Origin of the sequence: Flavobacterium hercynium (genome assembly GCF_002217285.1) — a bacterium.
GTDB classification, from domain to species: domain Bacteria; phylum Bacteroidota; class Bacteroidia; order Flavobacteriales; family Flavobacteriaceae; genus Flavobacterium; species Flavobacterium hercynium.
Genome location: NZ_MUGW01000022.1, coordinates 41,524 through 65,776, shown reverse-complemented (window position 1 = coordinate 65,776; position 24,253 = coordinate 41,524). Strand labels below are relative to the sequence as shown.

The window sequence follows — 24,253 nt, the reverse complement described above, 5'->3', positions numbered from 1 at the left end:
TTTATATTGTGTTTTATAGACAAGGCTTTTACTTTTTCGCTGAAGCAAATCTGCATAATCGGTGTCTTTATTAAACATCATTTTTAAAATTTTACAATCTTGATTGTGATACCAGATACAAATCAGCTGTTAAAGCCCCGTAATAAAGAATAATATTGAATACAACCCAAATTCTTTTTAAAGTATTCTGATCATCATCATCATCATCATTAAAATACAGGCTCCGTATCTGCTTTATCAATACTACAACTGAAATTAGAACGGTGAAAAAGTAGATGACAAATAAAATTTTATTTACTAATTCGATATGCTTCCAGACAACAAATAAAATCTGAAAATTTTTAATCAATAAAGCCCAAACAATTATAAAGAAAAATGCTATTGATTGTAGTCTTAGAAAAGAGTACGAAGTTATGATACCTTGTTTCATCGTTTTCTGATTTTCAATCCAATTGAAATTCTCTTATCCTCTTCTTCTTGCTTCTCAAAACCATATTTTTTAGCTAAATCCTGCTCCGCATTAGAGGGTACTTCTTCTTTTCTCAAATCATAAACAAAAATTAAAGAGTCATAACATTTGCATTCGATTTCAGCTTCAATTAATGGAGCATACTTCTCAATCTTTTCTTTAACAAAACTATCATTCTTTATTGTCGTAAATGTTACTTCCAAATTACTTAGTGAATCTAACGTTTGATTATTACAATCTCTCAAATACCATAAATTTGCCTCGTTATTCTCCGTATAAACTTCTACTGATTCTTGTTCATTTAATTCTTTTTCCATTGCTTTTAAAACTTTTTCAAGTCTTTCTGAAGGAATGTAATAAGGAGGTCTTCTCATTCCCCACATAAATGGATTCAAAAAAAGCAACATTGGAAATAATACACCAATGATTAACAAAACACCTAAAGTCTTTCGTAAGATTATCACTAGTTTTTAAGTTCTTCTAAACTTTCTTTTAGCGCTACGATAAAGGTATCTATGTCAGCTTTTTTTACAGTCAACGGTGGTAAAATTCTAAGCAGATTTTTGTTATTAGCGCTTCCTGTAAAAATATGTTTCTCGATAATTAGCTTCTTTCTTAAAGCTGCAACATCAAAATCAAATTCAATTCCAAGCATTAAACCTTTTCCTTTTACTTGTTTAATTCCTTCAACTTGTTTGATTTGTTCCGAGAAATAAGCCGAAACTTCATTTACATTATCTTGTAATTTCAATTTCTCCATAACATCCAAAACTGCAATTCCAGCTGCACATGATAAATGGCTTCCGCCGAAAGTAGTTCCTAGTAATCCGAAACTTGCTTCAAATTTTGGTGAAATTAAAATACCTCCAACCGGAAATCCATTCCCCATTCCTTTTGCTACTGAAATAATATCTGCATTAATTCCGTGATGCTGAAATGCGAAAAACTTTCCGCTTCTTCCATAACCTGATTGTACTTCGTCTAAAATTAAAACAACATCGTGTTTTTTACATGCTTTTTCTAAAGCCTGAAAAAATTCCGTTGTCCCTTGATCTAAACCTCCTACTCCCTGAATTCCTTCTATAATTACAGCTGTAACATCTCCTTTTGCTAATTCAGCTTCAACCAATTCGATTTGGTTTAAAGGCAAGAAAGTCACTACTTGCTGCGCATTGATTGGTGCTACAATTTTTTTATTATCTGTCACCGCAACAGCTGCAGAAGTTCTTCCGTGGAAAGAGTTATCAAAAGCTACTACTCTTGATTTTCCGTTATGGAAAGAGGCTAATTTTAAAGCATTTTCGTTTGCTTCAGCTCCGGAACTGCATAAAAACAATTCATACTCTTCTAATCCTGAAAGCTTTCCTAACTTTTGTGCTAGTTCAACCTGCAAAGGATTTTGAATCGCATTCGAATAAAATCCTAAATGATCTAATTGATTTTTTAGTTTTGCAACATAATCCGGCTGTGTGTGTCCGATAGAAATCACACCATGTCCGCTGTATAAATCTAAGTATTCTACTCCTTTATCGTCGATAATAGTACAATCGAAAGCTTTTACTGGAGTGATGTTATATAATGGGTAAACGTTGAATAAGTTCATTTTTTTTGTTTTAATTATTGAAAAATTTTAAGATTGAATAATTTAAAGATTTTGAAATTAATTTTTTAATTATTCAATTCTTAAATCATTAAATCATATTAAAAACCGCTCGGTTTCAATTTTAAACCAGTTGTTTCTTCTAGTCCAAACATCAAATTCATGTTTTGAATGGCTTGTCCGGAAGCACCTTTGGTTAAGTTATCTATGATAGAAGTAATCAAAATAAGGTTTCCTTTTTTCAATAAACTAATTATGCATTTATTTGTTTGTACGACTTGCTTCATATTGATGTTGGTCGTAGTCACGGTTATAAATGGCTCATTTTTATAAAAATCCTCATATCTTGAAACTAATTGTTCAAGACTTTCATCTGATGTCGTATACAAAGTCGCAAAAATTCCTCTTGGAAAATCACCTCTGTTTGGAATAAAAAGCAATTCACTGTCAAAATCTTCTTGTAGCTGTACCAAACTTTCTCCTATTTCACCTAAATGCTGGTGCTCGAAAGCTTTATAATGAGACATATTATTGTTTCTCCAGCTAAAATGAGACGTTTCTGCAAGTCCAACTCCTGCTCCGGTACTTCCCGTTGTAGCATTAATATGAACATCATTATTTAAAAGATTTCCTTTTGCTAAAGGCAACAATGCTAATTGAATAGCTGTTGCAAAACAACCAGGATTAGCAATAAAATTTGTTTTTTTAATGTCGGCTTTATTCAATTCAGGTAAACCATAAACAAATTGTTTTCCTTCGAAATTAGCATCCTTATTCAATCTGAAATCGTTTCCTAAATCAATGATTTTAGTATGACTTGCAAATTTATTCTCTTCTAGAAAAGAAATTGATTTACCGTGTCCCAAACATAGAAACACAACATTTACATTCGGATTTACGACATCTGTAAAGTTCATTTCTATATCTCCCATCAAATCATGATGTGCTACAGAAAGTGGCTTCCCTGAATTTGTCGTACTGTAAACAAAATCAATGTTTACATTGGGGTGATTCATTAAAATTCTGATAAGTTCTCCGGCTGTGTAGCCTGAACCACCAATTATTCCAACATTAATCATGATCTAAATGGTTTACTGATGAAAAGATGTTTTGAGCATTCCCTAAAATCTTAATAAATCCTTTTGCATCGTCTGATGTCCAGGCATTGTTCATTTCTCCATATTGTCCAAAACCTGTGTTCATTAAATCATTATCAGATTCTATTCCATCAAGCGAAAAATGATATGGCTTAAGAGAAACAGTTACAACACCATTTACTGTTTGTTGTGTATCTTGTAAAAATGTTTCAATGTTACGCATTACAGGATCTAAAAACTGCCCTTCATGAAACAACATACCGTACCAGTTTCCTAGTTGTTCTTTCCAGTATTGTTGCCATTTACCAAGTGTATGTTTTTCTAACAAATGATGTGCTTTTATAATAATTAAAGGCGCAGCAGCTTCAAAACCAACTCTTCCTTTGATTCCGATAATGGTATCACCAACGTGAATATCTCTACCAATTGCAAAAGCATTGGCTAATTTTTCCAGAGCAACAATATTATTTGATGGTTTATCAAATTGACCGTTAAGACCAACTAATTCTCCTTTTTCAAAATGAAGTCTTACTTTCTCTTCTCCTTCTTTTTGCAATTGCGATGGGTAAGCATCACTTGGTAATGGCTGGCTTGAAGTCAATGTTTCTTTCCCTCCAACGCTTGTTCCCCAAAGTCCTTTGTTGATCGAGTATTGGGCTTTTTCCCAAGAGTAATGAACACCATTTTTTGACAAGTAATCTACTTCTTCTTGTCTTGATAATTTCAAATCTCTAATTGGTGTAATAATTTCAATTTCCGGAGCAATGGTCTGAAAAATTAAATCAAAACGAATTTGATCATTTCCTGCACCTGTACTTCCGTGTGCAATGGCACTTGCTCCTACTTTTTTAGCATATTTAATTGCTTCGATAGCCTGAAAAACACGTTCTGCACTTACTGATAATGGATAGGTATTGTTTTTTAATACGTTTCCAAAAATCAAATATTTTATAGCTTTATCATAATATTTATCTACGATCGTTAAGTTGGCATGTTGCGCACTTCCTAATTCGTAAGCTCTTTTTTCTATTGCAGATAATTCTTCAACATCAAATCCTCCTGTATCTACAAGCACGGTATGAACTTCATACCCTTTTTCATTTTTTAAATATTTCAAACAATAAGAGGTGTCTAATCCTCCGCTATAGGCTAATACAACTTTTTTCATTTTTTATAATTTAGGCTAATACTTTCGTATATAGCAAGTTTGAGATTTCTTTTTAAATTGTTATTCTTTAAGGCAAAAAAGTAAATGACATTAGTTTATTTAAAAACAATGCTTGTTTAATTTTTTTCAGTCTTTTTAAAACCGCTTCGTTAAATGGATGTCTTGGCGGATCTTTTTGTTTTTCTTTTGGATCGTGTAACATTCCTGTACATAAGCACATTTTGTTGTCTTTACTTTTTAAAATTTCGTAATTCGTACACGTTTTACAACCTGCCCAAAAGCTAGGATCGGTTGTAAGCTCAGAGAAAGGCACTGGTTTATAACCTAGTTCTGAATTTATCTTCATTACAGCCAAACCGGTTGTAATACCAAATATTTTAGCATCCGGAAATCTTTTTAAAGAATAATCGAAAACTTTTGATTTGATTTTTTTTGCAAGTCCTAAACTTCTATAATCCGGATGCACGATTAGACCGGAATGCGCCACAAACTTACCGTGCTCCCAACTTTCGATATAACAAAAACCTGCAAATTTTCCATCTGCCAAAGCAATCATTGCATCACCGTTCGACATTTTTTTCTGAATGTATTCAGGAGTTCTTTTAGCAATCCCCGTACCTCTCAATAAGGCAGATGATTCTATCGTATCGCAAATTTCCTGTGCGAATTTGAAGTGTTCTTCCTGAGTTACAACAATAGAGATTTTCATTTCAATAGTTGAAGTTAGAGTTAAAAATTAAAGCGTATTGTTTAGTTTGAAATCTGAAATTCAATCCAATAAAAATAGACAAAATAGAAGTAACATTCTCAAAATCAAACAATTGATTAAGAAAATTCAAAAAATAATATATACTTTTAGGATATGTTTGTCCAAAGGACAAATGATATGATTTCAAAATGAAAAATGAATATAAATAAATACGCGGCGAAAAACTCTGTGAATACTATAGAGATAGTATCCGTACTTCGGGAGAAGTAGCGGGTGAGCTTGTCCGTGACAAAGAAGTTATATGTAAACTTATTTTATTCATCGTTGCAAAAGTACACTATTTTTTAATTCACAAAACAAAAAAATAAAATTCTAACATTTTTTTAATTAAATGTTGTTTTTAAAACACAAAAAACCCGATAGTTACTCATAACTATCGGGTTTTTAAATTTTTATGTTTTATATTTTTAATTCTTAGTAAACGGAATTACTTGTCCACTTCCATCTATAATCATATCAAAACTTGTTTTAGCTTCGTTAAATTTGAATTTCAAACCTGCTCCTTTTGATTCAAAAGTGTCTTTTTCTCCAGTTACTGCCTGCACAGAAAACGTTGGGAAGTTTGTTATATCTACATTTAACACACTGTTCTTTTCCGTAATTTCGATTTTAAGAGCTGCTTTTGTTGTAGAGTACGTTCCAAGATAAGCATCTAAAATAACATCTTTTTCTACTTTACCGCTTCCTGCTTTCCAAACATTATTATTTTCGTTATTATCCGGAAATACATGATCAGGATCTAAGGTAATACTTTCTATTTCTTCAGTAGAATTGTGTTTAAAAGACCAGTCTTTATTACGTTGCCAAACTTCTACCGGTAAATTTACTCTTGTTACTTTACCACTTTTTGTTTTTACATCTAAGACGATTGGCATTGGCATTTTATCAAAATTTTCAACTGTAATAATTACACCTTTAGCAGGATCATTTTTTACATATTTAATTGAGTTTATTCCCTGATCAAAACGCCAGTTGTTTACGTACCAGCTTCTCCAAAACCAGCTTAAATCCTCACCTGCAACATTTTCCATTGATCTAAAAAAATCATCCGGTGTAGGGTGTTTATAAGCCCAACGCTCAATGTAAGTTCTAAAAGCAAGATCAAAACGTTCTTTTCCTAGAACCTGCTCTCTCAATATAATTAAACCTGCACTTGGTTTAAAATAAGCCAGCATACCAATATTTGCTTCCTTCATATTATCAGGAGAACTCATTATTGTTTCTAAATCAGGTCTTGTAAAGGCATTCGCCATTTCGTGTAGATCTGTTGCTTTTTCCTTGTATTCGCCATTATTAAAAGCGGCCGTACTTAATGAATTGATAAAAGTATTAAAACCTTCATCCATCCAGGCAAATAAACGTTCGTTTGAACCTACAATCATAGGAAACCAGATGTGTCCAAATTCGTGATCTGTAACTCCCCACAAAGATTCTCCTTTTGATTTCCATGAACAGAAAACTATTCCCGGATATTCCATTCCTCCCTCATTTCCTGCAACATTTGTAGCTGCCGGATAAGGATATTCAAACCATTGTTTTGAGTAATGTTCGATCGATGCTTTTACATATTCAGTAGAACGGCCATAAGCAGCATTACCTGCACTTTCTACAGGATAAGCAGACAAAGCCAATGATTTTTTACCACTTGGTAAATTTATTTTTGCTCCGTCTAAGACAAAAGCCGCAGAGGATGCCCAAGAAAAATCGCGTGAATTTTTGATTTTATAATGCCATGTTTTCTCTGTTCCTGCATTAGCATTGGCACTTGAATTTACTTCTTCTACAGAACGAATTGTAACTGTTTTATCACTTTCTGTAGCTTCTTTGTATTTTTTAAACTGATCTGCAGACAATACTTCTGAACCATTAACTAATTCTCCTGAAGCCACAACATAATGATTTCCCGGAACGGTAAGTTTAACATCAAAGTCACCATATTCTAAATAGAATTCAGAGGCACCTAAATAAGGAGCTGTATTCCATCCTCTTACATCATCATAGACGCACATACGCGGATACCATTGCGCTACAGTGAATATTTTTCCGTTTTTAGTTTCCAAAACTCCCATTCTGTCTGAACCTTCAAATGGTGCAATGAATGAAAATTCAATCTTAACTTTTACAGAAGCGCCTTTTGCTGCCAATTCCTCTGGAAGAAAAATCTGCATTCTGGTATCTGTAACAATATATTTAGCTTCAATCTCAGTTTTCTTCTTTCCAATGATAACTTTTACCGATTTTATTTTGTTCCCTCCATCAAAAACCTGTCCCTGCGCTCCATTACGGCTTCCTGTCAAAGGCACAACTGCATTTCCTCTTGAATCTTCTTTAAATAAATTCTGATCCAGGTTCAACCATAAAAATGATAATTTATCAGGACTGTTGTTTGTATATGTAATTTCGTCTGTACCAACAATTTCATTTGTTGTTCCGTTTAATTTTGCTGTTATTTGGTAATCAGCCCTGTTTTGCCAGTATTCTACTCCCGGCTGACCACTTGCAGAACGGGTTGGAGTACCATTCTTTGTGTAAAAATGAGGTGCAAAAGCATCATGGTAATTGTAATTATTGATCGGGTTCTCTGTCGTTGTAGTTGGCTTTGGTTGAGCCCAAACAGAAGAAATCCCTACAAAAAAAGCCATACAAAATAAGGCTCTTGTGGATTGATTTTTCATATTTTTTAGCTGTTTATGTAGCAAATTAAGGAAAAAAAAAGCTATTTAAATAGAAAAAAGAATCAGATATTCATTTTTAGCAAAATTTTAGTAATTAAAATTTTAGAGCCAAATAGTTAAAAAAATAAAATATATAAAATATATTTACAAAACATTAAAACTAACTTTATCACAGTAAAACTTTGAATACAATAATATCAAATTCAATTTTAAAGGCTTCTATTAAGCATGCCGGAGCTGAATTGTTTTCATTAAAAAACAATCAAAACAAAGAATTTATCTGGGAAGGCAATCCTGCTTTCTGGGGAAAACATTCTCCAATTCTTTTCCCTATTGTAGGAACTTTAAAAAACAACAAATACACAATCAACGAAAAAGAATATGAATTACCAAGACATGGTTTTGCGCGTGATATGGAGTTTGATCTAATTTCAAGTACTGAAAATAGTGCTGTTTTTTCATTGCAATCTACTGCCGAAACGCTAAAGAAATATCCTTTTGAGTTTGAATTACAACTTATATACACACTTCACGAAACAACACTGGATATTGAATATAAAGTAATCAATAAAGGAAATTCAAAATTACCTTTTTCTATTGGTGCTCATCCCGCTCTGGCATTACCTGAAAATTTTGAAAATTACAGTATTCAGTTTGAAAAAGAAGAACAATTGAAATATTATCTTCTCGAGAATGATTTGATTTCAAATCAAACTAAAACTTTGGAAACTAAAAACAATCTTATTCCATTAAATTATCAATTATTTGAGAATGATGCTTTAATTTTTAAAACATTAGAGTCTAATTCTCTTACTATATTCGAAAATTCAAAACCCTATATTAAAGTCGATTTTAAAGATTTTCCAAGTTTAGGGATATGGACAAAAGAACAAGCTCCGTTTATTTGCATCGAACCTTGGCTCGGATACTCAGACACAGCCGAAAATTCAGGTGATTTATTCAAAAAAGAAGGGGGTTTGGTTCTAGATGAAAATCAAAGTTTCCATTCAAAATTTAGTATACAAATATTATAACTTAAAAAATGTTAGCATTTAATTTTACACCATTTCCCACCATAGAAACACATCGTTTAGTCTTAAGAAGAATTACTACTGAAGATGTAAACGAGATTTTTGAACTGCGTTCTAATCCGGAAACAATGAAGTTTATCCCAAGACCTTTGGTAAAAAATACCGAAGACGCACTTGAACATATTGCAATGATTGAAGAAAAAATCGAGAGTAATGTTGGTATAAACTGGGGAATAACCCTGAAGGAAAATGACAAATTACTTGGAATTATAGGATATTACAGAATGCAGCCCGAAAATCATCGAGCAGAAATTGGATATATGCTTTTACCTGAATTTCATGGAAAAGGAATAATTCCAGAAGCCGTGAAACGTTTAATTCAATATGGTTTTGAAGATCTAAAACTTCATTCTATTGAAGCTTTTATTGATCCTGAAAATTTTGCATCAGAAGCAGTACTTCTGAAATGTGGTTTTGTTAAAGAAGCCCATTTCAAAGAATCGGAATTATATGAAGGGAAATTTTTAGACAAAGTAATTTACTCATTATTAAACAAATAAGAAACTGTTATCTTACAATACAAAATAATAGCTGTTAAATGTCTTTTTTTGACAATAGTATACTAAGGTAATGCGTTATATTTGCACGCGAAATAAGCAATAGAGCTTTGTTTCTTATTACGAAAACATACTTTATGAAAAAAATCTTAATTTTATCTGTACTATTCTTTACTATTCAGTCACAAAGTCAAACTTATGTGAAGTTTAATGCTGTTACTGCGCTTGTTGGTGTTCCAAATGTAGGTATTGAAACTAGTATTGGAAAAAACTTCACTTTTAGTGTAGATGTTATGTCATCTTTTTGGGAATCTTTCAACGGACATCACCCAATGAAATTTACAACTTTAACACCAGAATTACGTTACCACTTTAAAGAAAATTTTAAAGGCTGGTATGTTGGTGGACATGCAGGACCAGACATTTATAAAATACAAAAATGGAACTATTTTAACAGTAATCGTTATGAAGATGGTTTTGGATATCGTTTAGGAGTAACCGTAGGATACAATTTCAAATTAAACGACAGATTTCTTTTAGACGTTTATGCTGGCGGTGGGTGGCATCAAGGATTCTACAAAGGATATTATAACGATGGAACACCAGGACGCTACGAAACAGCACCTAACTATAATAAAAGTGGAGAATGGCTTCCTTACCGTGGAGGCGTTATGCTTTCATATAAGTTGTAAATTTAGTTAGCTAGAAAATTTACGCAAAGATTTTAGATATAAATCTTCTACTTTTTTACGAGCCCAATCGGTCTTTCTTAAAAAAGTAAGACTAGATTTAATAGTTGGATTGGAAATAAAACACTTTATTGGAATTAATTCCCCTAAAGTATCAAATCCATAAAAGTCGACTAATGCCTCAACTATTTTTTGGAGTGTAATCCCATGTAAAGGATCTTTTGACTGATTTTGCATTTTTACATTTTTATAATAATATTAAAAAGACCATACTAGAAAAAAGTATGGTCTTTCTTTTTTTTTGCAAAATTAGCAAATTGAATCTTAACTCAATTACTTACGGATTAGAATATAAATATTTTTAGATTCTACAAAAGTTTTTCAATTTTGTTTTACATTTGCAGTTATGATAAAAACAGTCAACATACTCAACAAAAGAGCTCGATTTGATTATGAAATAATCGACACCTATACTGCTGGAATTGTTTTATCCGGAACCGAAATCAAATCAATACGTTTAGGAAAAGCGAACATCACAGAAAGTTTTTGTGAATTTAGCAATCTGGAACTTTTTGCTATAAATACTTACGTAGAGGAATATTCATTTGGAAATCAATTCAACCATAAATCCAGAAGCGAAAGAAAACTTCTTTTAAACAAAAAAGAACTTAAAAGTCTTCACAAAAGTGTTCAGGCTAAAGGATTAACAATTGTTCCATTAAAGCTATTCACCAACGAAAAAGGTCTTGCAAAATTGCAAATTGGACTTTGTAAAGGAAAGAAGAATTACGACAAACGCGAATCTCTAAAAGAGCAAGATACCAAGCGAGATTTGGATCGAATCAAAAAAGCATATAACTAACACCGCAGATTCTAGTGTATAAAAAAAGCAATATTCAAAAAATATTGCTTTTTTTGTGGCTAAAAGTAACACCGAATCTTTTATTTAAAATTAGCGCAACTACTATTATTTCTAATTTCTATCTTCTAATAACGGAACAAACCTAAATTCTCCAAACTCATGCTTTTCAAATTGGGTTTCATTTTTACGAATTAATAAAGTCATAATCTGAACATCTTCACCAAGCGGAATAACAAGCCTTCCTCCTATTTTTAGCTGTGCCATTAAAGGCTGCGGAATAAAAGGAGCTCCCGCAGTAACAATAATACTATCAAACGGTGCATAACCCGGTAACCCTTTGTAACCATCACCAAACGATAAGTGTTTAGGACGGATATTTAATTTTGGAAATAAATTAGACGTTTGCTTAAACAATTCATTTTGTCTTTCGATACTATACACTTTAGCTCCTAACATGCATAAAACTGCCGTTTGATAACCCGATCCAGTGCCTATTTCAAGAATCTTATGTTCTTTCTTTACTTCTAATAATTGAGACTGAAAAGCAACAGTATACGGCTGTGAAATCGTTTGTCCTGCTCCAATAGGAAAGGCTTTATCCTGATAAGCATAATCCTCGAAACTTGAATTTAAAAAAAGGTGTCTTGGAATTTTCTTAATTGCATCCAAAACCGCTTTATCTGTAATTCCTTTTTGTTCTAAAGTGCTTACTAATTGATTACGAAGTCCTTGATGTTTGGCAGTATCTTTCAAAATGGGTTTATTTTATTTTGGCAAAAATAATAAACTAAATAGGAAATCAAATATTGATTTTTAATTATTAAATCGCTAAATCTTTATTGTATTAACTTTTACTTTCAACAAATAAATTATATTTTTGTTTAAAATACATTCTCATGTTAAAAGTAGGAGTTTTAGGTGCTGGTCATCTGGGTAAAATACATTTACGCTTATTACAACAATCTAACCAATATGAATTAGTTGGATTTTACGACGAAAATCAAGAAAATGCCGAAAGAATTTCAAAAGAATTTGGCTATAAAAACTTCAGCACTATTGCAAAACTAATCCACGCTGTGGATGTTATAGATATTGTAACACCAACACTTTCGCACTATAAATGTGCAAAAGTTGCCATAAAATCAGGAAAACATATCTTTATAGAAAAACCAATCGCTAATACCGTTGAAGAAGCTGAGGAAATTATTGCTCTCGCTAAAGAATATAACGTAAAAGGTCAGGTTGGTCATGTGGAGCGCTTTAACCCTGCGTTTATTGCTACAAAGAACATGATCGAAAATCCAATGTTTATAGAAACACATCGTCTGGCAGAGTTTAATCCTCGTGGTACAGACGTTCCTGTGGTTCTGGATTTAATGATTCACGATATCGATGCTATTTTAAGCGTTGTTAATTCAAAAGTAAAAAACATCAATGCAAGTGGTGTTTCTGTAATTAGTGATACACCAGATATCGCAAATGCAAGAATTGAATTCGAAAACGGTTGTGTTGCTAATTTAACTGCCAGCAGAATTTCGATGAAAAATATGCGTAAAACACGTTTCTTTCAAAAAGACGCTTATATTTCAGTTGATTTTTTAGAAAAAAAGTGCGAAGTAGTTCGTATGAAAGATGCTCCTGAAGTTCCAGGGGATTTTGATATGATTCTGCAAAATGCTGAAGGCGTTAAAAAACAAATCTACTTTACAAATCCTGATGTAGAGCAAAACAATGCAATCTTAGATGAATTAGAATCTTTTGCAAACGCTATAAACACAGATACTACTCCAATCGTAACCCTTGAACAAGCAACAGATGCTTTGAGAGTGGCCTACCAGATTATTGACTGTTTCGACAAATAAAATTATCAAAAAATAAGTTAGCCACGAATTCACAACTAATTGTTGGATTCGTGGCTAAATCATAAATATAATAACACTTTATAAAATGAAAACAATAGCTGTAATTGGTGCTGGAACAATGGGAAATGGAATTGCTCATACTTTTGCACAAAGTGGTTTTGTTGTAAAACTAATTGATGTTTCAGAGAAATCATTAGACAAAGGAATGGCGACTATTGCTGCCAATCTGGATAGAATGTTATCAAAAGGAACCATTACACAGGAAGATGTTGCAAAAACAATCACTAACATTATTACGTATACTGATCTTAAAGATGGTGTTGTTGGTGTTGATTTAGTTGTTGAAGCTGCTACAGAAAATGTAGAGCTAAAACTAAATATCTTTAAACAATTAAACGAAGCTTGTTCGCATAATACTATCCTAGCAACAAACACTTCCTCAATATCTATTACACAAATTGGAGCTGTAGTAGCACATCCTGAGCGTGTTATCGGAATGCATTTTATGAATCCGGTGCCAATCATGAAATTAGTAGAAATCATTAGAGGGTATAACACCAGCGATGAAGTTACTAAAATCATTATGGATTTATCTGTAAAATTAGGAAAAACACCAGTTGAAGTAAACGACTATCCTGGCTTTGTCGCAAATAGAATCTTAATGCCTATGCTAAACGAGGCAATTGAAACGTTATACAATAAAGTTGCAGGAGTTTACGAAATAGATACAGTAATGAAGTTAGGAATGGGACACCCAATGGGACCACTTCAATTAGCTGATTTTATTGGACTAGATGTTTGTCTGGCAATTTTGAATGTAATGTACGAAGGTTTCAAAAACCCAAAATACGCACCATGCCCACTATTAGTAAATATGGTAAGAGCAGGAAAATTAGGTGTAAAATCAGGAGAAGGATTTTACGATTATAGTGAAAGTAAAAAAGCAGAGAAAATTTCGAAGCAGTTTATCCTTTCCTAAAAAAACAAATACCATGTCGATACAATCGAATTTAGATATTATAAAATCAGGTTTGCCTGAGCATGTAACTCTTGTTGCTGTTTCAAAAACCAAACCCGTTTCAGATTTGATGCAGGCTTATGAAGCCGGTCAACGTATTTTTGGAGAAAACAAAATCCAGGAAATGACTGATAAATGGGAAGAAATGCCAAAAGATATTCAATGGCACATGATTGGTCACGTTCAGTCTAATAAGGTTAAATTCATGGCGCCTTATGTAAATTTGATTCATGGAGTTGATAGTCTGAAATTATTGCAGGAAATCAACAAACAAGCATTAAAAAACAACAGAACAATTGATTGTCTTCTACAAATTTACATTGCTGAAGAAGAAAGTAAATTTGGTTTGGATGAGAGTGAATTAAACGAACTTTTAACTTCTGCGGAGTTCAAAGAGTTGAAAAATATTCGTATCTTAGGTTTAATGGGAATGGCAACTTTCACAGAAAATAAAAATCAGATAAAAAAAGAATTTACACATTTAAAATCAATTTTTGATTCAATAAAAAATAGTGACGGATACGGTAAAGACTCACTACAACGCTTCTCTACAATATCAATGGGAATGTCAGGCGATTATCAATTAGCAATCACAGCTGGCAGCACAATGGTACGCATAGGAAGCAGCATTTTTGGAGGCCGATAATTTTTCAATATCAATTGCAAAATCAATATCACATTTCAAAGTGTAAATCAATAATATAAATGGAAAAAATATTCAATTTTGAAGATCGATTGGTTCGTTTTGCCGGAGAATGCATTTTCTTTACAAGACAATTAGAAAGATTATTTGAAAATGAATATTATAAAAATCAATTAATTAGATCATCTGGAAGTGCATCTTTAAATTTTGGAGAAGCACAAGGTACAATTACTGATAAAGATTTTATTTTCAAAGTTTCATTAGTTGTAAAAGAGTTAAAAGAATCAAGAAACTCATTAAAAATTCTAGATTATATTAAAGAAGGTAATAGCGATAAACGAAGCAAGCTTTTAATTGAAGTAGAACAACTTATTGCAATTTCATCAAAAATGATAATAAATAAAAAATAATTCAATTACAATGACAATGGCAATCACAATAACAATTTTCAAAAATTGAAGTTGATTTTTAAAATTGATATTGCCATTGATTTTTGAAATTGAAATTGAAAATGTACGCAATATTAGACATAGAAACCACCGGAGGACAATTTAATGAAGAAGGAATCACCGAAATAGCCATCTATAGATTTGATGGCCATGAAGTTGTGGACCAATTCATTAGCCTTGTTAATCCAGAAATTCCGATTCAGCCCTTCGTGGTTAAATTAACCGGAATAAACAATGCTATGTTGCGTTCAGCTCCTAAATTCTTCGAAGTAGCAAAACGCATAATCGAAATTACTTCAGATTGTATTATCGTTGCGCATAATGCTTCTTTCGATTACAGAATCCTACGCACAGAATTCAGACGATTAGGCTATGATTTTGAAGCCAAAACACTTTGTACTGTAGAACTTGCCAAAAAACTAATTCCGGAACAGCCTTCTTATAGTTTAGGTAAATTAGTGCGAGCGCTCGGAATTCCTATGGCAGACAGACATCGTGCCAGTGGTGATGCTATGGCTACCACCAAGTTATTCAAAATGCTTTTAGAAAAAGATTTAGAAAAAACAATCGTAAAAGATTTCATTAAGCTAGAAGTTGAAAAAGGGATTGCACCTAAATTCCTCGACCTTATAGCGCAAATGCCTGCAAAAACAGGTGTATACTATATCTATACTGAAAGTGGAAAACTAATTTATATCGGCAAAAGCCAAAATATAAAAAAGAGAGTCAATCAGCATTTTACCGGAATTACTACAAAAAGCAAAAGAATTCAAGCCGAAGTTTTTACGATAACCTATGACGAAACAGGAAGTGAGTTATTAGCTTTGCTAAAAGAGAGTGAAGAAATAAAAATAAACCGTCCAATACATAATCGTTCTCAAAAAAAATCTTTCTTTCCTTTTGCTTTATATGCTGAAAAAGATGCAAACGGTTATTTGAATCTAAAACTTCAAAAAGCAGACGGCAGAAAAAAAGAAATCACTTCATTTGCAACGTTACAGGAAGGCAAAAATGCCCTTTTCAAATACACGGCAAAATATCACTTATGCCAAAAGTATACAGGATTATATCAAACTAAAAAAGAATGTTTTCAGTTTAAAATCAAAGAATGTGATGGTGCCTGTATTGGCGAAATTACACCCGAAGAATACAATACCCGTGTACAACAATTCATTACCGAAAATAGCTTCGATAACAAAAGCATGATTTTATTAGACAGAGGCCGCAACGTCAATGAACGAAGCGCCATCCTGATCGAAGACGGTATTTATAAAGGATATGCGTATTACGATCTGAACTATCAAATCACTAATATTGAGATCCTTAAAAATATTTTGATTCCAATGCAGCACAATCGTGATGTTAAAAACATTATTCAAAATTATATTCGCAAAAGCAAATCTCTAAAAATTATTTATTTCAATAAATAAGAGCTTTAACATCTTTGTAAATATGAAACGAATGAAATCAAAATACGAAATTTTCAGAGAGAAAATCAAAGTTATCCTCTACGGCACTGACACCATTATGGGACGAATGTTTGATTTAGTTCTTCTTGGACTAATTTTACTAAGTGTCCTTTTGGTCATGATGGATACCGTTCAGGGAATCAGTCAAAAATTTCACACCCAACTGCTTATTTTCGAGTGGATTATAACAGTATTTTTTACTATCGAATACATCTTAAGGGTAATTTCAATTCAAAAACCAGTAAAATACATCTTTAGTTTTTACGGAATTATAGATTTACTAGCGGTTTTACCCATGTATTTATCCATATTTTTTCCTGGAGCAAGTATTCTTTCTGTTGTGAGGGCTCTTCGATTCTTCAGGTTGTTTAAGATTTTACACATACCACAAATTTCACATCAATCCTCACAATTACGTGAAGCTATTGAGGCCAGCAAAGAAAAAATACTTGTCTTTATTTACTTTGTTCTCATTAGCACCATCATAATCGGAACCGTAATGTATCTTGTCGAAGGCAAAGAATCCGGCTTTAGCAGCATTCCCATGAGTATTTACTGGACAATTGTTACATTAACCACTGTTGGTTATGGCGACATTTCACCTCAAACACCTTTAGGACAATTTATAGCCGCTTTTGTAATGATTTTAGGTTACGGAATTATAGCCGTTCCAACTGGTATCGTAACAGCAGAATTTGCAAAAAGCAGTTTAAAAAATAATGTAGTCGGAACAAAGAAAACATGCAAAAAATGCAACGCCCAACTTCATTTTGACAACGCCAGATATTGCTACGAATGCGGAACAGAATTACCAATTAATTAATTTTAGGAGCTATTCCAGCTATACACTCCAACTCCTCCTTATCTTTGTTGTTTTTTAAAGTCATAAAAGGAGCTTCTAAAGTCGCTCTTTTACTCCAAAAAAAACAAACAAATATAAGTCCGGGGTTTTCATTTCTATCTGGGCTAAAAAAAACATGAAATATTTAATTACAATAGTCGGACCAACAGCAATAGGCAAAACAGCATTAAGTATTGCTTTGGCTCAACATTTCAAGTGCGAAATAATTTCGTGCGACAGCAGACAGTTTTTCAAAGAAATGACAATAGGAACTGCCGTACCAAATCAAGAAGAACTAAAAGCCGCAACACATCATTTTATTCAAAACAAATCAATTTTTGAAAATTACACGGTTGGAGATTATGAAAAAGAAGCACTTCAAAAATTAGAAGAATTATTTCAAAACAATGATTACGCCATTCTCATTGGCGGTTCAGGCTTATACGTTGATGCAATTTTAAAAGGCTTCGATGAATTTCCCGAAATCGATCCGAAAGTACGCGCTGAAGTAAACTCTAATTACGAAAAATTAGGAATAGCATATCTTCAGGAGCAATTGCAAAATTTAGATCCTGCTTATTACGAAAAAATAGAAGTAGAAAATCCGCAAACACTACAAAATCCACAAAGAATGATGCGCTTTGTAGAAGTTTGTATTGGAACACAAAAGCCCTATTCTTCTTTTCTGAATCAAAAGAAAAACAACAGAAACTTCACTCCCATTCTTATTGGTTTAGAAGCAGATCGCGAAATTATTTATAACAGAATCAACCAGCGTGTCGATATTATGATGAACGCAGGATTACCAGAAGAAGCAGAATCTTTATATCCCAACAAAGCGTTAAATGCGCTTCAAACGGTCGGATATAGAGAATTATTTAGTTATTTTGACGGCGATTTCTCTTTGCCCTTCGCAATCGACGAAATCAAGAAAAACACCCGTAGATTCTCTAAAAGACAATTAACGTGGTTCAAAAGAAACGAAAACACACAATGGTTTGATTACGCAACAGATAGAAAAGAAGTAATTCAGCATATAGCTTTAAGCATTAGGCAATAAGCTTTAGGCATTAAAAGCGCATACTCACAATCTAAAATCTAAAATCAACAATTTAAAGTCTAAAATCTAAAATTAAAAAATGCCCATATCACCTAATTTCACTTCAGTTTTAAGCAAAGACTGGGAAATCAATTTTACACAATGCACTCCAAACGGTTATTTAAAGTATACCGATTTATGCAACATGCTGCAACTTACAGCAGCAGCTCATTCTGAAGTTGGCGGTATTAGCTTTTTTGACATGCAGGAATTTCATCAGGCGTGGGTTTTAAGCCGTATGCGAGTTGAAATTACCGCTTTACCAAAATGGCAAGATGTTGTAACGGTTAAAACCTGGATCAACAGTCTGGAAAACTCCCGTTCTGTTCGTGCACTGGAAATGTATGTAAATGGTAAAAAAATAGTAGGCTGCGAAACCTATTGGGCTGTTTTCAATACACAATTACGTCGTCCTGAAGCTTTGGCTTTGCCATACGAACATTTTGAATTGTTTCCCGAAAATCGTGCTACCACTGAAGGATTTTCAAAAATAAACATCAATCATGAAAAAGAAGCTGTGTTCGAAAAAACAGTTTATTTATCTGATCTTGATATTGTAAATCATGTTAATAATGTAAAGTATTTAGAATGGTGTCTGGATCATGTTGATGAAAAAAGAATTCTGAAACAAGAAGTAAAAAGCTTCGAAATGAATTTTATGAAAGAACTTTCACTAAAAGATCAGGTAGTCATTCATGAAAGCGAAGACGATGATCACACAACGGCTACTTTTAGCATTACAAAAGGAGAAAAAACCTGCTTTGCATTAGAATTACACTGGAAATAATTTACGCAATTCGTATCTAATTATAAAAAAACGATGCATTCAAATCTTGAATTGCATCGTTTTTTATTTTGCTCAAAAATTAATTTGATTTCTTTTTCGAATCTTTTTTCGCTTTCCCAGACTTCTTTTTCTTTTTAAGTAAGTCAACTTTTCCATTGATTCTCTTCTCTACTTCCGTAATATCAGAATCGTAAGCAAATTGCAACGTAGTTAATTTAGCTTTTTTGATTTCTTTTAAAGCTTTTTTAAACTCTTGTTGTGCTTCGAAGAGAATAGCTTTCTTCACAAAGATTTCACTTTTATTGATTCCCTTTATTGTCAAAGCAAAATCAGCAAGTTTTTCTGCTTCCGCATAATCTTCATTCAAAATTAAAGTCTGTAAATAATGTGTATAAACTTCAAGAGCATGAATATTAATAGCCAATGCTTCCTGAAAATAAGACTTTGCTTCTTCATAATTCCACAATTGCTCCGCTTGAATTCTTCCGTACAGGCACAAAACCATCGTGTTTTTAGAATCATAAGAAAAAGCATAGTCTAAAGATTCAATTGTTTCTTCAAGCGAATACGGATAATTATCCATTGCCTGAAAGAGGTATTTATCTATTGTTTTCATTTTATGTGTCTATATTAATTGTTTTTTGGTCGCATATAATTCGCATATCACCATTGTTTTTTTGCGACCAAGTTTTTAATTACGCTCATTTCGCAAATCGTTTTTTAGTTTCTGACGAACTCCTTTGTAGCTTTGCTGAACTTTATTTTTTTTAAAGTCACTTCCTGTAAAAACCCGAACAGGATTACCACGCTGGATATTCAACTGATTTTCCCATTGACTTCCTACATGATTCTTAAGCTGTCGAAGGTTTTCTTCTTCCAATTTTTTTAATAATCGTTCTGTCGCCAGTTTTTTATTTTGATGCTGCGAACGGCTGTCCATTGAAACCACCGCAATTCCTGTTGGAATATGCGTTGCACGTATGGCAGAACTTACTTTATTGACGTGTTGTCCTCCCGCACCGGAACTGCGCATTGCCTGATATTGAATATCGTTTAGCGAGATAGAAGCATTCTTTTGTGCTTCTATTTCAAAAATGCCTATAAACCAGTTTTTACGTTTATGCATTTTCCGAAACTGACTTTGTCCTATCCATTGTACCGTTCCAATCCAAGAATTGGCAAATACTACCGCATCTTTTCCTTTTAAAGATATTGTAGCTGTTTCTACTGTTCCGTTTTCTTCGCCAACCTCTCGTTGAAGCAAAACTGTTTCAATATTTTTGTCCTGTGCTTCTTCTAGTATTTTTTTAAGCACCTGAGCCACAACCCAGGTGCATTCTGCAGGTCCGCGACCTGCTGTTATTTGAATTATTTTTTCCATAATTTTTTCCTTTTAGCGATCCATTCTAACAATTTTAGGCGTAAAAGTTCCCAAAACTTCCACCAGATCAGTTTGATTGCCCATTACTTTTGTAATGTCTTTGTACGCCATTGGTGCTTCATCAATATTTCCTCCGATTAAAGCAACATCATGGGCTTTTAGTACCTTTTTAATCTCACTTTGCGTGAAAGTACTTTTACATTTGGCTCTTGAAAACAAGCGTCCTGCTCCATGCGATGCTGAGTTTAAACTCTCCGGATTTCCTTTACCTTTTACAATATACCCCGGAGCAGTCATAGATCCTGGTATAATTCCTAATTGACCTTCTGCAGCCGGAGTAGCTCCTTTTCGATGCACAATACATTCCTGACCGTTTACCATTTCTTTCCAGGCAAAATTGTGGTGATTTTCTATCGTAACCACAACTCTTTTACCAATCGCTTTAGCAATTCTTCTGTGAATATCATCATGACAGGCTTTCGCGTATTCACCGGCTAAATTCATTGCCAGCCAATATTCCTGACCATCATGAGTATTCAAATCTAACCATGCCAAATGCTGTACATTCTTTGGTAATGGACATTGCTTGGTTGCCAGATAGGTGTAATGTTTCGCGATATTAGCTCCCAAGCCACGTGATCCACTGTGTGATAAAACGGCAAAATATTCACCTGGAACTAATTTCCATTCGTTTTCAGGGTTGTCGATTTTTGCGATTCCAAATTCAACAAAATGATTTCCTCCGCCAGAACTCCCCAACTGTTTGTAAGCTTTTGGCAGTAAATTCTTTAACAACGGTATATCCTGAAACTCACTCTTGTAAAAAACGTCATGATCTGCTTTTACCTGATGCGTTTCATTCATTCCAAATTTGGTATTGTCTTTTAAAATTGCCTGTAACTGATGTTCTTTTCCTTTAAAATAAGAAGCTGGCAAATCAAAAATTGACAAGCTCATTCTACATCCTATATCAACACCTACTCCATAAGGAATAACCGCATTATCTGTTGCAAGCACACCACCAATGGGTAATCCATATCCTGAATGTGCATCTGGCATTAATGCTCCTGCTACTGAAATTGGTAATTTTAAAGAATCATACAATTGAAATTTAGCCTGATCGTCTATTTCGTTTTCTCCAAAAATGGTAAAAGGAACTCGTGTTGTCTTTAGCTGATGCATTCTTACCTGAACTGGTTTTATCAAACCTTCGGCAACTTTTCCCCATGTTCCGTGTCCTTCAAACTTTTCAGGATGAAGTAAAACCTCTTTGGCTTCTGTTAGAATAGATTCTTTTTTATCTCTTTTTCTATATCTGTTTATTTGCCCTAAGGCTATATTTATTGAATTGTTCTTTGGAAAACCTATCTTAATAAGGTCCTTTCCTGATAATTTATTTCCCATGATTTATATCATTTCGTCTACATATTGCTGATACAATACATGTAGGCTTTTATTTTTAATTGGGCTTATCTCCCTTGGATTTTCTTTTTGATAATAACTCCAATGGTAAGAAAAGCCATCTACTAATTTGTTTATCTTATGTCTTAAATCAAGATTAGTAATGTAATTGTCAAGAATCTGAATTTCGCTTTCGAAATCTGCATCAACCATTTTAGTATGCGTTATCATGTACGGTTTAACGCGAAATACATAGCGCCATGGCTCATTAAATACATAATGAATTTTATAGCGTTTACAATTAGAACACCATCGTTCCCTCTTATAAAAATGCATTTTCTCTTTTTCGGTTAATGTTAATTTTGGACTTCTCCATTCTGATTCAGAAAACTCTTTAACTGTTTGAAGCTTTTCGACATATACATGTTTTCTTTTCCTTTTTTTCTTTTTCTTGAAAGATTTTTCAGGAGAATGTTGCCATGTATTGATCTTTTCCAACAATGTTTTATAAAAAGAAGCGTCATTTGATCTTGCTATATCTTCTCTTAGCACAAAACTGCGTTCCCAACCTTTTTGATAAGGTGTTGCTAAAGGAACCAATGGCAAATTTTGTCGTTTTTTCCAGAGTTCAACTTCCTGTTTTCTTAACTGTCTTAATTGTTTTTCAAAATCTTCTTTTACTAATCTTTTCTTTGTTCTTTTATTTTTAAAGCGAGAGCACAAAGCATACTCCTCTGCTGTATAATTTTCCATAAAAAAATTATAGTGCATTAAATTAATAGCCAAAAAGAGGCTATACCATTTTATCCGTGAGGACAAATTTTAAAATCGTTTATTCGGGAAGATTTGAAGTGTCTAGAATAAAAAAAAGCCCGAAACTAAATGTCTTCGGGCTTTTTGTATATCTAAAAATGATTTTCTAAGATTGAAATAGGCCACGAAGAAGCATGACACCAAATTTGTTTGATGTGAAGCTTTGAGATGTTGATGTAAATACAAACATTGTTCTTCGTTTATTAAAGGGTTATTATTTTTTTCGTCTGCAAATATTCAAAATACTTTTTCTATTTTCCAAATAATTATTGAGAAAATTTAGATTAAAAACAAAACAAGAAATAAAATAATATTTAAAAAAGGAATTATCTAATTAATAACCAAGATAATAGCCCTGATGGAAGCGGCATCCTTTTTTTGGCTTTTTCAGCCAAAAAAAGATATAGCGGACAGCAGGATTAAGCTTCAAATGATTAAAAAGAGTGAATTCAATTTTAAAACCGTGATTTTTTTTGGAACATAAACAAAGGAAACAACCACAGTTTTGTCTTATTAGACTAGAGCGAAAATGACTGACGAAGTAAATTTTCGCTAGTAGCTCCGCAATGAAAGTCTACCCCTTAGTAGAGTTTCTTGCGAAGATTTCTCGTACCTAGAAAGGACAAAAAAGGGCGTATAAAATAGGCGCCTATAATGAGCCTATTATAAAAAAAGTATAAAAAATCCGTTTTAATCCGCGTTTTTGCATAGCGAATCAGTAAGATCCGCGTTACATAAGTAAGCAAAACCAATCCTTATTTTTTGTCAAAGGTAAAATGAGAGCATAAAAAAAGCTCTGATTTCTCAGAGCTTCTATTTTGTTTTGTGTGAACTAGTGTCTTAGTGTGGAACTAATTTATTCTGCAACTTTGCTTTTTACTACTAATCTGAATCCTTCACCGTGGATGTTAAGGATTTCTACATCTTCGTCAGATTTTAGATATTTTCTAAGTTTGGCAATGTAAACGTCCATACTTCTTGAAGTAAAGTAGTTATCATCTCTCCAAATTTTAGTCAATGCTAATTCTCTTGGCATTAAGTCATTTTCGTGCAGAATTAACATTTTAAGCAATTCGTTCTCTTTTGGAGACAATTTGATTGGATCTTCGCTTTCGAATGTTAGGAATCGAAGTTTAGAATTTAAATGGAATTTACCAATGTTAAATTCAAACTGAACTTGTTCTGCTTTTGTATCAGCAGATTTTCTTTGAATAATGGCTTTGATTTTCATTAATAAAACTTCTGAATCAAAAGGTTTATTAAGGTAATCATCTGCACCTGCTTTATATCCTTTTAACACATCTTCTTTCATAGATTTTGCTGTTAAGAATATAATTGGCACTTCGCTATTTTTTTCTCTAATTTCTTTTGCTAAAGTATAACCATCTTTATACGGCATCATTACGTCAAGAATACATAAATCATATACGTCCTTCTTGAACTTTTCGAAACCTTCCATACCGTTTTTAGCTAAAGTAACTTCAAAGTCATTTAACATTAAATAATCTTTAAGAACCGCCCCAAAATTCAGGTCATCTTCTACTAAAAGTATTCTTTTGTTATTATTTTCCAT

Annotated in this window: 26 protein-coding genes; 12 read left to right on the top strand and 14 right to left on the bottom strand. The window is 32.9% G+C overall.

Features of this window, described 5'->3' with window-relative positions:
• Positions 1-91 precede the first annotated feature (91 nt).
• The 7 genes from B0A66_RS11450 to B0A66_RS11420 form a co-directional block, all read right to left on the bottom strand.
• Positions 92-430, bottom strand: coding sequence for a hypothetical protein (locus tag B0A66_RS11450; protein ID WP_089049975.1), 339 nt, complete (start codon positions 428-430; stop codon positions 92-94).
• Positions 427-933, bottom strand: coding sequence for a hypothetical protein (locus B0A66_RS11445; protein ID WP_123868234.1), 507 nt, complete (start codon positions 931-933; stop codon positions 427-429). The genes B0A66_RS11450 and B0A66_RS11445 overlap by 4 nt, the downstream gene beginning before the upstream one ends.
• On the bottom strand, positions 933-2,072 hold the full coding sequence (locus tag B0A66_RS11440; protein WP_089049973.1) for an aspartate aminotransferase family protein: 1,140 nt from the start codon (positions 2,070-2,072) through the stop codon (positions 933-935). Before B0A66_RS11440 ends, B0A66_RS11445 begins: the two co-directional genes overlap by 1 nt.
• Positions 2,073-2,170: 98 nt before the next feature.
• Positions 2,171-3,148: an N-acetyl-gamma-glutamyl-phosphate reductase gene (argC, locus tag B0A66_RS11435; protein ID WP_089049972.1), complete on the bottom strand. Its 978-nt coding sequence runs from the start codon at positions 3,146-3,148 to the stop codon at positions 2,171-2,173.
• The gene (locus tag B0A66_RS11430) at positions 3,141-4,334 is read right to left on the bottom strand and encodes an argininosuccinate synthase (protein ID WP_089049971.1); all 1,194 of its coding nucleotides are present in this window, start codon (positions 4,332-4,334) and stop codon (positions 3,141-3,143) included. Before B0A66_RS11430 ends, argC begins: the two co-directional genes overlap by 8 nt.
• A 67-nt stretch (positions 4,335-4,401) precedes the next feature.
• Positions 4,402-5,043 carry a GNAT family N-acetyltransferase gene (locus B0A66_RS11425; RefSeq protein ID WP_089049970.1) on the bottom strand — a complete coding sequence of 214 codons (642 nt, stop codon included), beginning with the start codon at positions 5,041-5,043 and terminating at the stop codon, positions 4,402-4,404.
• Positions 5,044-5,510: 467 nt separating this feature from the next.
• Positions 5,511-7,778 (bottom strand): M1 family metallopeptidase, encoded by a 2,268-nt coding sequence (locus tag B0A66_RS11420; RefSeq protein WP_089049969.1) that lies wholly within the window; start codon positions 7,776-7,778, stop codon positions 5,511-5,513.
• A 182-nt stretch (positions 7,779-7,960) separates the two neighbouring features.
• Here B0A66_RS11420 and B0A66_RS11415 point away from each other — a divergent pair, with 182 nt between their 5' ends.
• From B0A66_RS11415 to B0A66_RS11405, 3 genes are all read left to right on the top strand, one after another.
• Complete coding sequence (locus tag B0A66_RS11415) at positions 7,961-8,812, top strand: aldose 1-epimerase family protein (protein ID WP_089049968.1); 852 nt, start codon at positions 7,961-7,963, stop codon at positions 8,810-8,812.
• Between the two features lie 8 nt (positions 8,813-8,820).
• Positions 8,821-9,369 carry a GNAT family N-acetyltransferase gene (locus B0A66_RS11410; RefSeq protein WP_089049967.1) on the top strand — a complete coding sequence of 183 codons (549 nt, stop codon included), beginning with the start codon at positions 8,821-8,823 and terminating at the stop codon, positions 9,367-9,369.
• Positions 9,370-9,503: 134 nt separating this feature from the next.
• Entirely contained in the window at positions 9,504-10,058 is a 555-nt protein-coding gene (locus tag B0A66_RS11405) for a DUF3575 domain-containing protein (RefSeq protein WP_089049966.1), read from the top strand.
• A gap of 6 nt (positions 10,059-10,064) precedes the next feature.
• Here the strand turns inward: B0A66_RS11405 and B0A66_RS11400 are convergent, their stop codons facing one another.
• Positions 10,065-10,292 (bottom strand): VF530 family protein, encoded by a 228-nt coding sequence (locus B0A66_RS11400; protein WP_089049965.1) that lies wholly within the window; start codon positions 10,290-10,292, stop codon positions 10,065-10,067.
• 169 nt (positions 10,293-10,461) lie between these two features.
• Between B0A66_RS11400 and smpB the strand changes: the two genes are divergently transcribed.
• A complete protein-coding gene (gene smpB / locus B0A66_RS11395) occupies positions 10,462-10,917 on the top strand; it encodes an SsrA-binding protein SmpB (protein ID WP_089049964.1) in 456 nt (151 codons plus the stop codon).
• 111 nt (positions 10,918-11,028) lie between these two features.
• On the opposite strand, the gene B0A66_RS11390 is transcribed toward smpB, so the two are convergent.
• Positions 11,029-11,670: a protein-L-isoaspartate(D-aspartate) O-methyltransferase gene (locus B0A66_RS11390; protein ID WP_089049963.1), complete on the bottom strand. Its 642-nt coding sequence runs from the start codon at positions 11,668-11,670 to the stop codon at positions 11,029-11,031.
• Between the two features lie 143 nt (positions 11,671-11,813).
• On the opposite strand from B0A66_RS11390, the gene B0A66_RS11385 reads away from it, so the two are divergent.
• The 8 genes from B0A66_RS11385 (at position 11,814) to B0A66_RS11350 (ending at position 19,085) form a co-directional block, all read left to right on the top strand.
• Positions 11,814-12,779: a Gfo/Idh/MocA family protein gene (locus tag B0A66_RS11385; protein ID WP_089049962.1), complete on the top strand. Its 966-nt coding sequence runs from the start codon at positions 11,814-11,816 to the stop codon at positions 12,777-12,779.
• Between the two features lie 85 nt (positions 12,780-12,864).
• Positions 12,865-13,758 carry a 3-hydroxyacyl-CoA dehydrogenase family protein gene (locus tag B0A66_RS11380; protein WP_089049961.1) on the top strand — a complete coding sequence of 298 codons (894 nt, stop codon included), beginning with the start codon at positions 12,865-12,867 and terminating at the stop codon, positions 13,756-13,758.
• A gap of 13 nt (positions 13,759-13,771) precedes the next feature.
• Positions 13,772-14,443, top strand: coding sequence for a YggS family pyridoxal phosphate-dependent enzyme (locus tag B0A66_RS11375; protein ID WP_089049960.1), 672 nt, complete (start codon positions 13,772-13,774; stop codon positions 14,441-14,443).
• A gap of 59 nt (positions 14,444-14,502) precedes the next feature.
• Positions 14,503-14,850 (top strand): four helix bundle protein, encoded by a 348-nt coding sequence (locus tag B0A66_RS11370; RefSeq protein WP_089049959.1) that lies wholly within the window; start codon positions 14,503-14,505, stop codon positions 14,848-14,850.
• A gap of 101 nt (positions 14,851-14,951) precedes the next feature.
• A complete protein-coding gene (locus tag B0A66_RS11365; protein ID WP_089049958.1) occupies positions 14,952-16,319 on the top strand; it encodes an exonuclease domain-containing protein in 1,368 nt (455 codons plus the stop codon).
• 22 nt (positions 16,320-16,341) lie between these two features.
• Entirely contained in the window at positions 16,342-17,181 is an 840-nt protein-coding gene (locus B0A66_RS11360) for an ion transporter (RefSeq protein ID WP_089049957.1), read from the top strand.
• A gap of 154 nt (positions 17,182-17,335) precedes the next feature.
• Positions 17,336-18,259 (top strand): tRNA (adenosine(37)-N6)-dimethylallyltransferase MiaA, encoded by a 924-nt coding sequence (gene miaA, locus B0A66_RS11355; RefSeq protein ID WP_089049956.1) that lies wholly within the window; start codon positions 17,336-17,338, stop codon positions 18,257-18,259.
• A 79-nt stretch (positions 18,260-18,338) separates the two neighbouring features.
• Positions 18,339-19,085: an acyl-[acyl-carrier-protein] thioesterase gene (locus tag B0A66_RS11350; protein WP_089049955.1), complete on the top strand. Its 747-nt coding sequence runs from the start codon at positions 18,339-18,341 to the stop codon at positions 19,083-19,085.
• Positions 19,086-19,164: 79 nt separating this feature from the next.
• Here the strand turns inward: B0A66_RS11350 and B0A66_RS11345 are convergent, their stop codons facing one another.
• The 5 genes from B0A66_RS11345 to B0A66_RS11325 form a co-directional block, all read right to left on the bottom strand.
• Positions 19,165-19,701, bottom strand: coding sequence for a tetratricopeptide repeat protein (locus B0A66_RS11345; RefSeq protein WP_089049954.1), 537 nt, complete (start codon positions 19,699-19,701; stop codon positions 19,165-19,167).
• A gap of 75 nt (positions 19,702-19,776) precedes the next feature.
• Complete coding sequence (prfH, locus tag B0A66_RS11340; protein ID WP_089049953.1) at positions 19,777-20,466, bottom strand: peptide chain release factor H; 690 nt, start codon at positions 20,464-20,466, stop codon at positions 19,777-19,779.
• A 12-nt stretch (positions 20,467-20,478) separates the two neighbouring features.
• Positions 20,479-21,870: an RtcB family protein gene (locus B0A66_RS11335; RefSeq protein ID WP_089049952.1), complete on the bottom strand. Its 1,392-nt coding sequence runs from the start codon at positions 21,868-21,870 to the stop codon at positions 20,479-20,481.
• Positions 21,871-21,873: 3 nt separating this feature from the next.
• Positions 21,874-22,620 carry a hypothetical protein gene (locus B0A66_RS11330; RefSeq protein ID WP_089049951.1) on the bottom strand — a complete coding sequence of 249 codons (747 nt, stop codon included), beginning with the start codon at positions 22,618-22,620 and terminating at the stop codon, positions 21,874-21,876.
• 916 nt (positions 22,621-23,536) lie between these two features.
• Positions 23,537-24,253, bottom strand: coding sequence for a response regulator transcription factor (locus B0A66_RS11325; protein WP_089049950.1), 717 nt, complete (start codon positions 24,251-24,253; stop codon positions 23,537-23,539).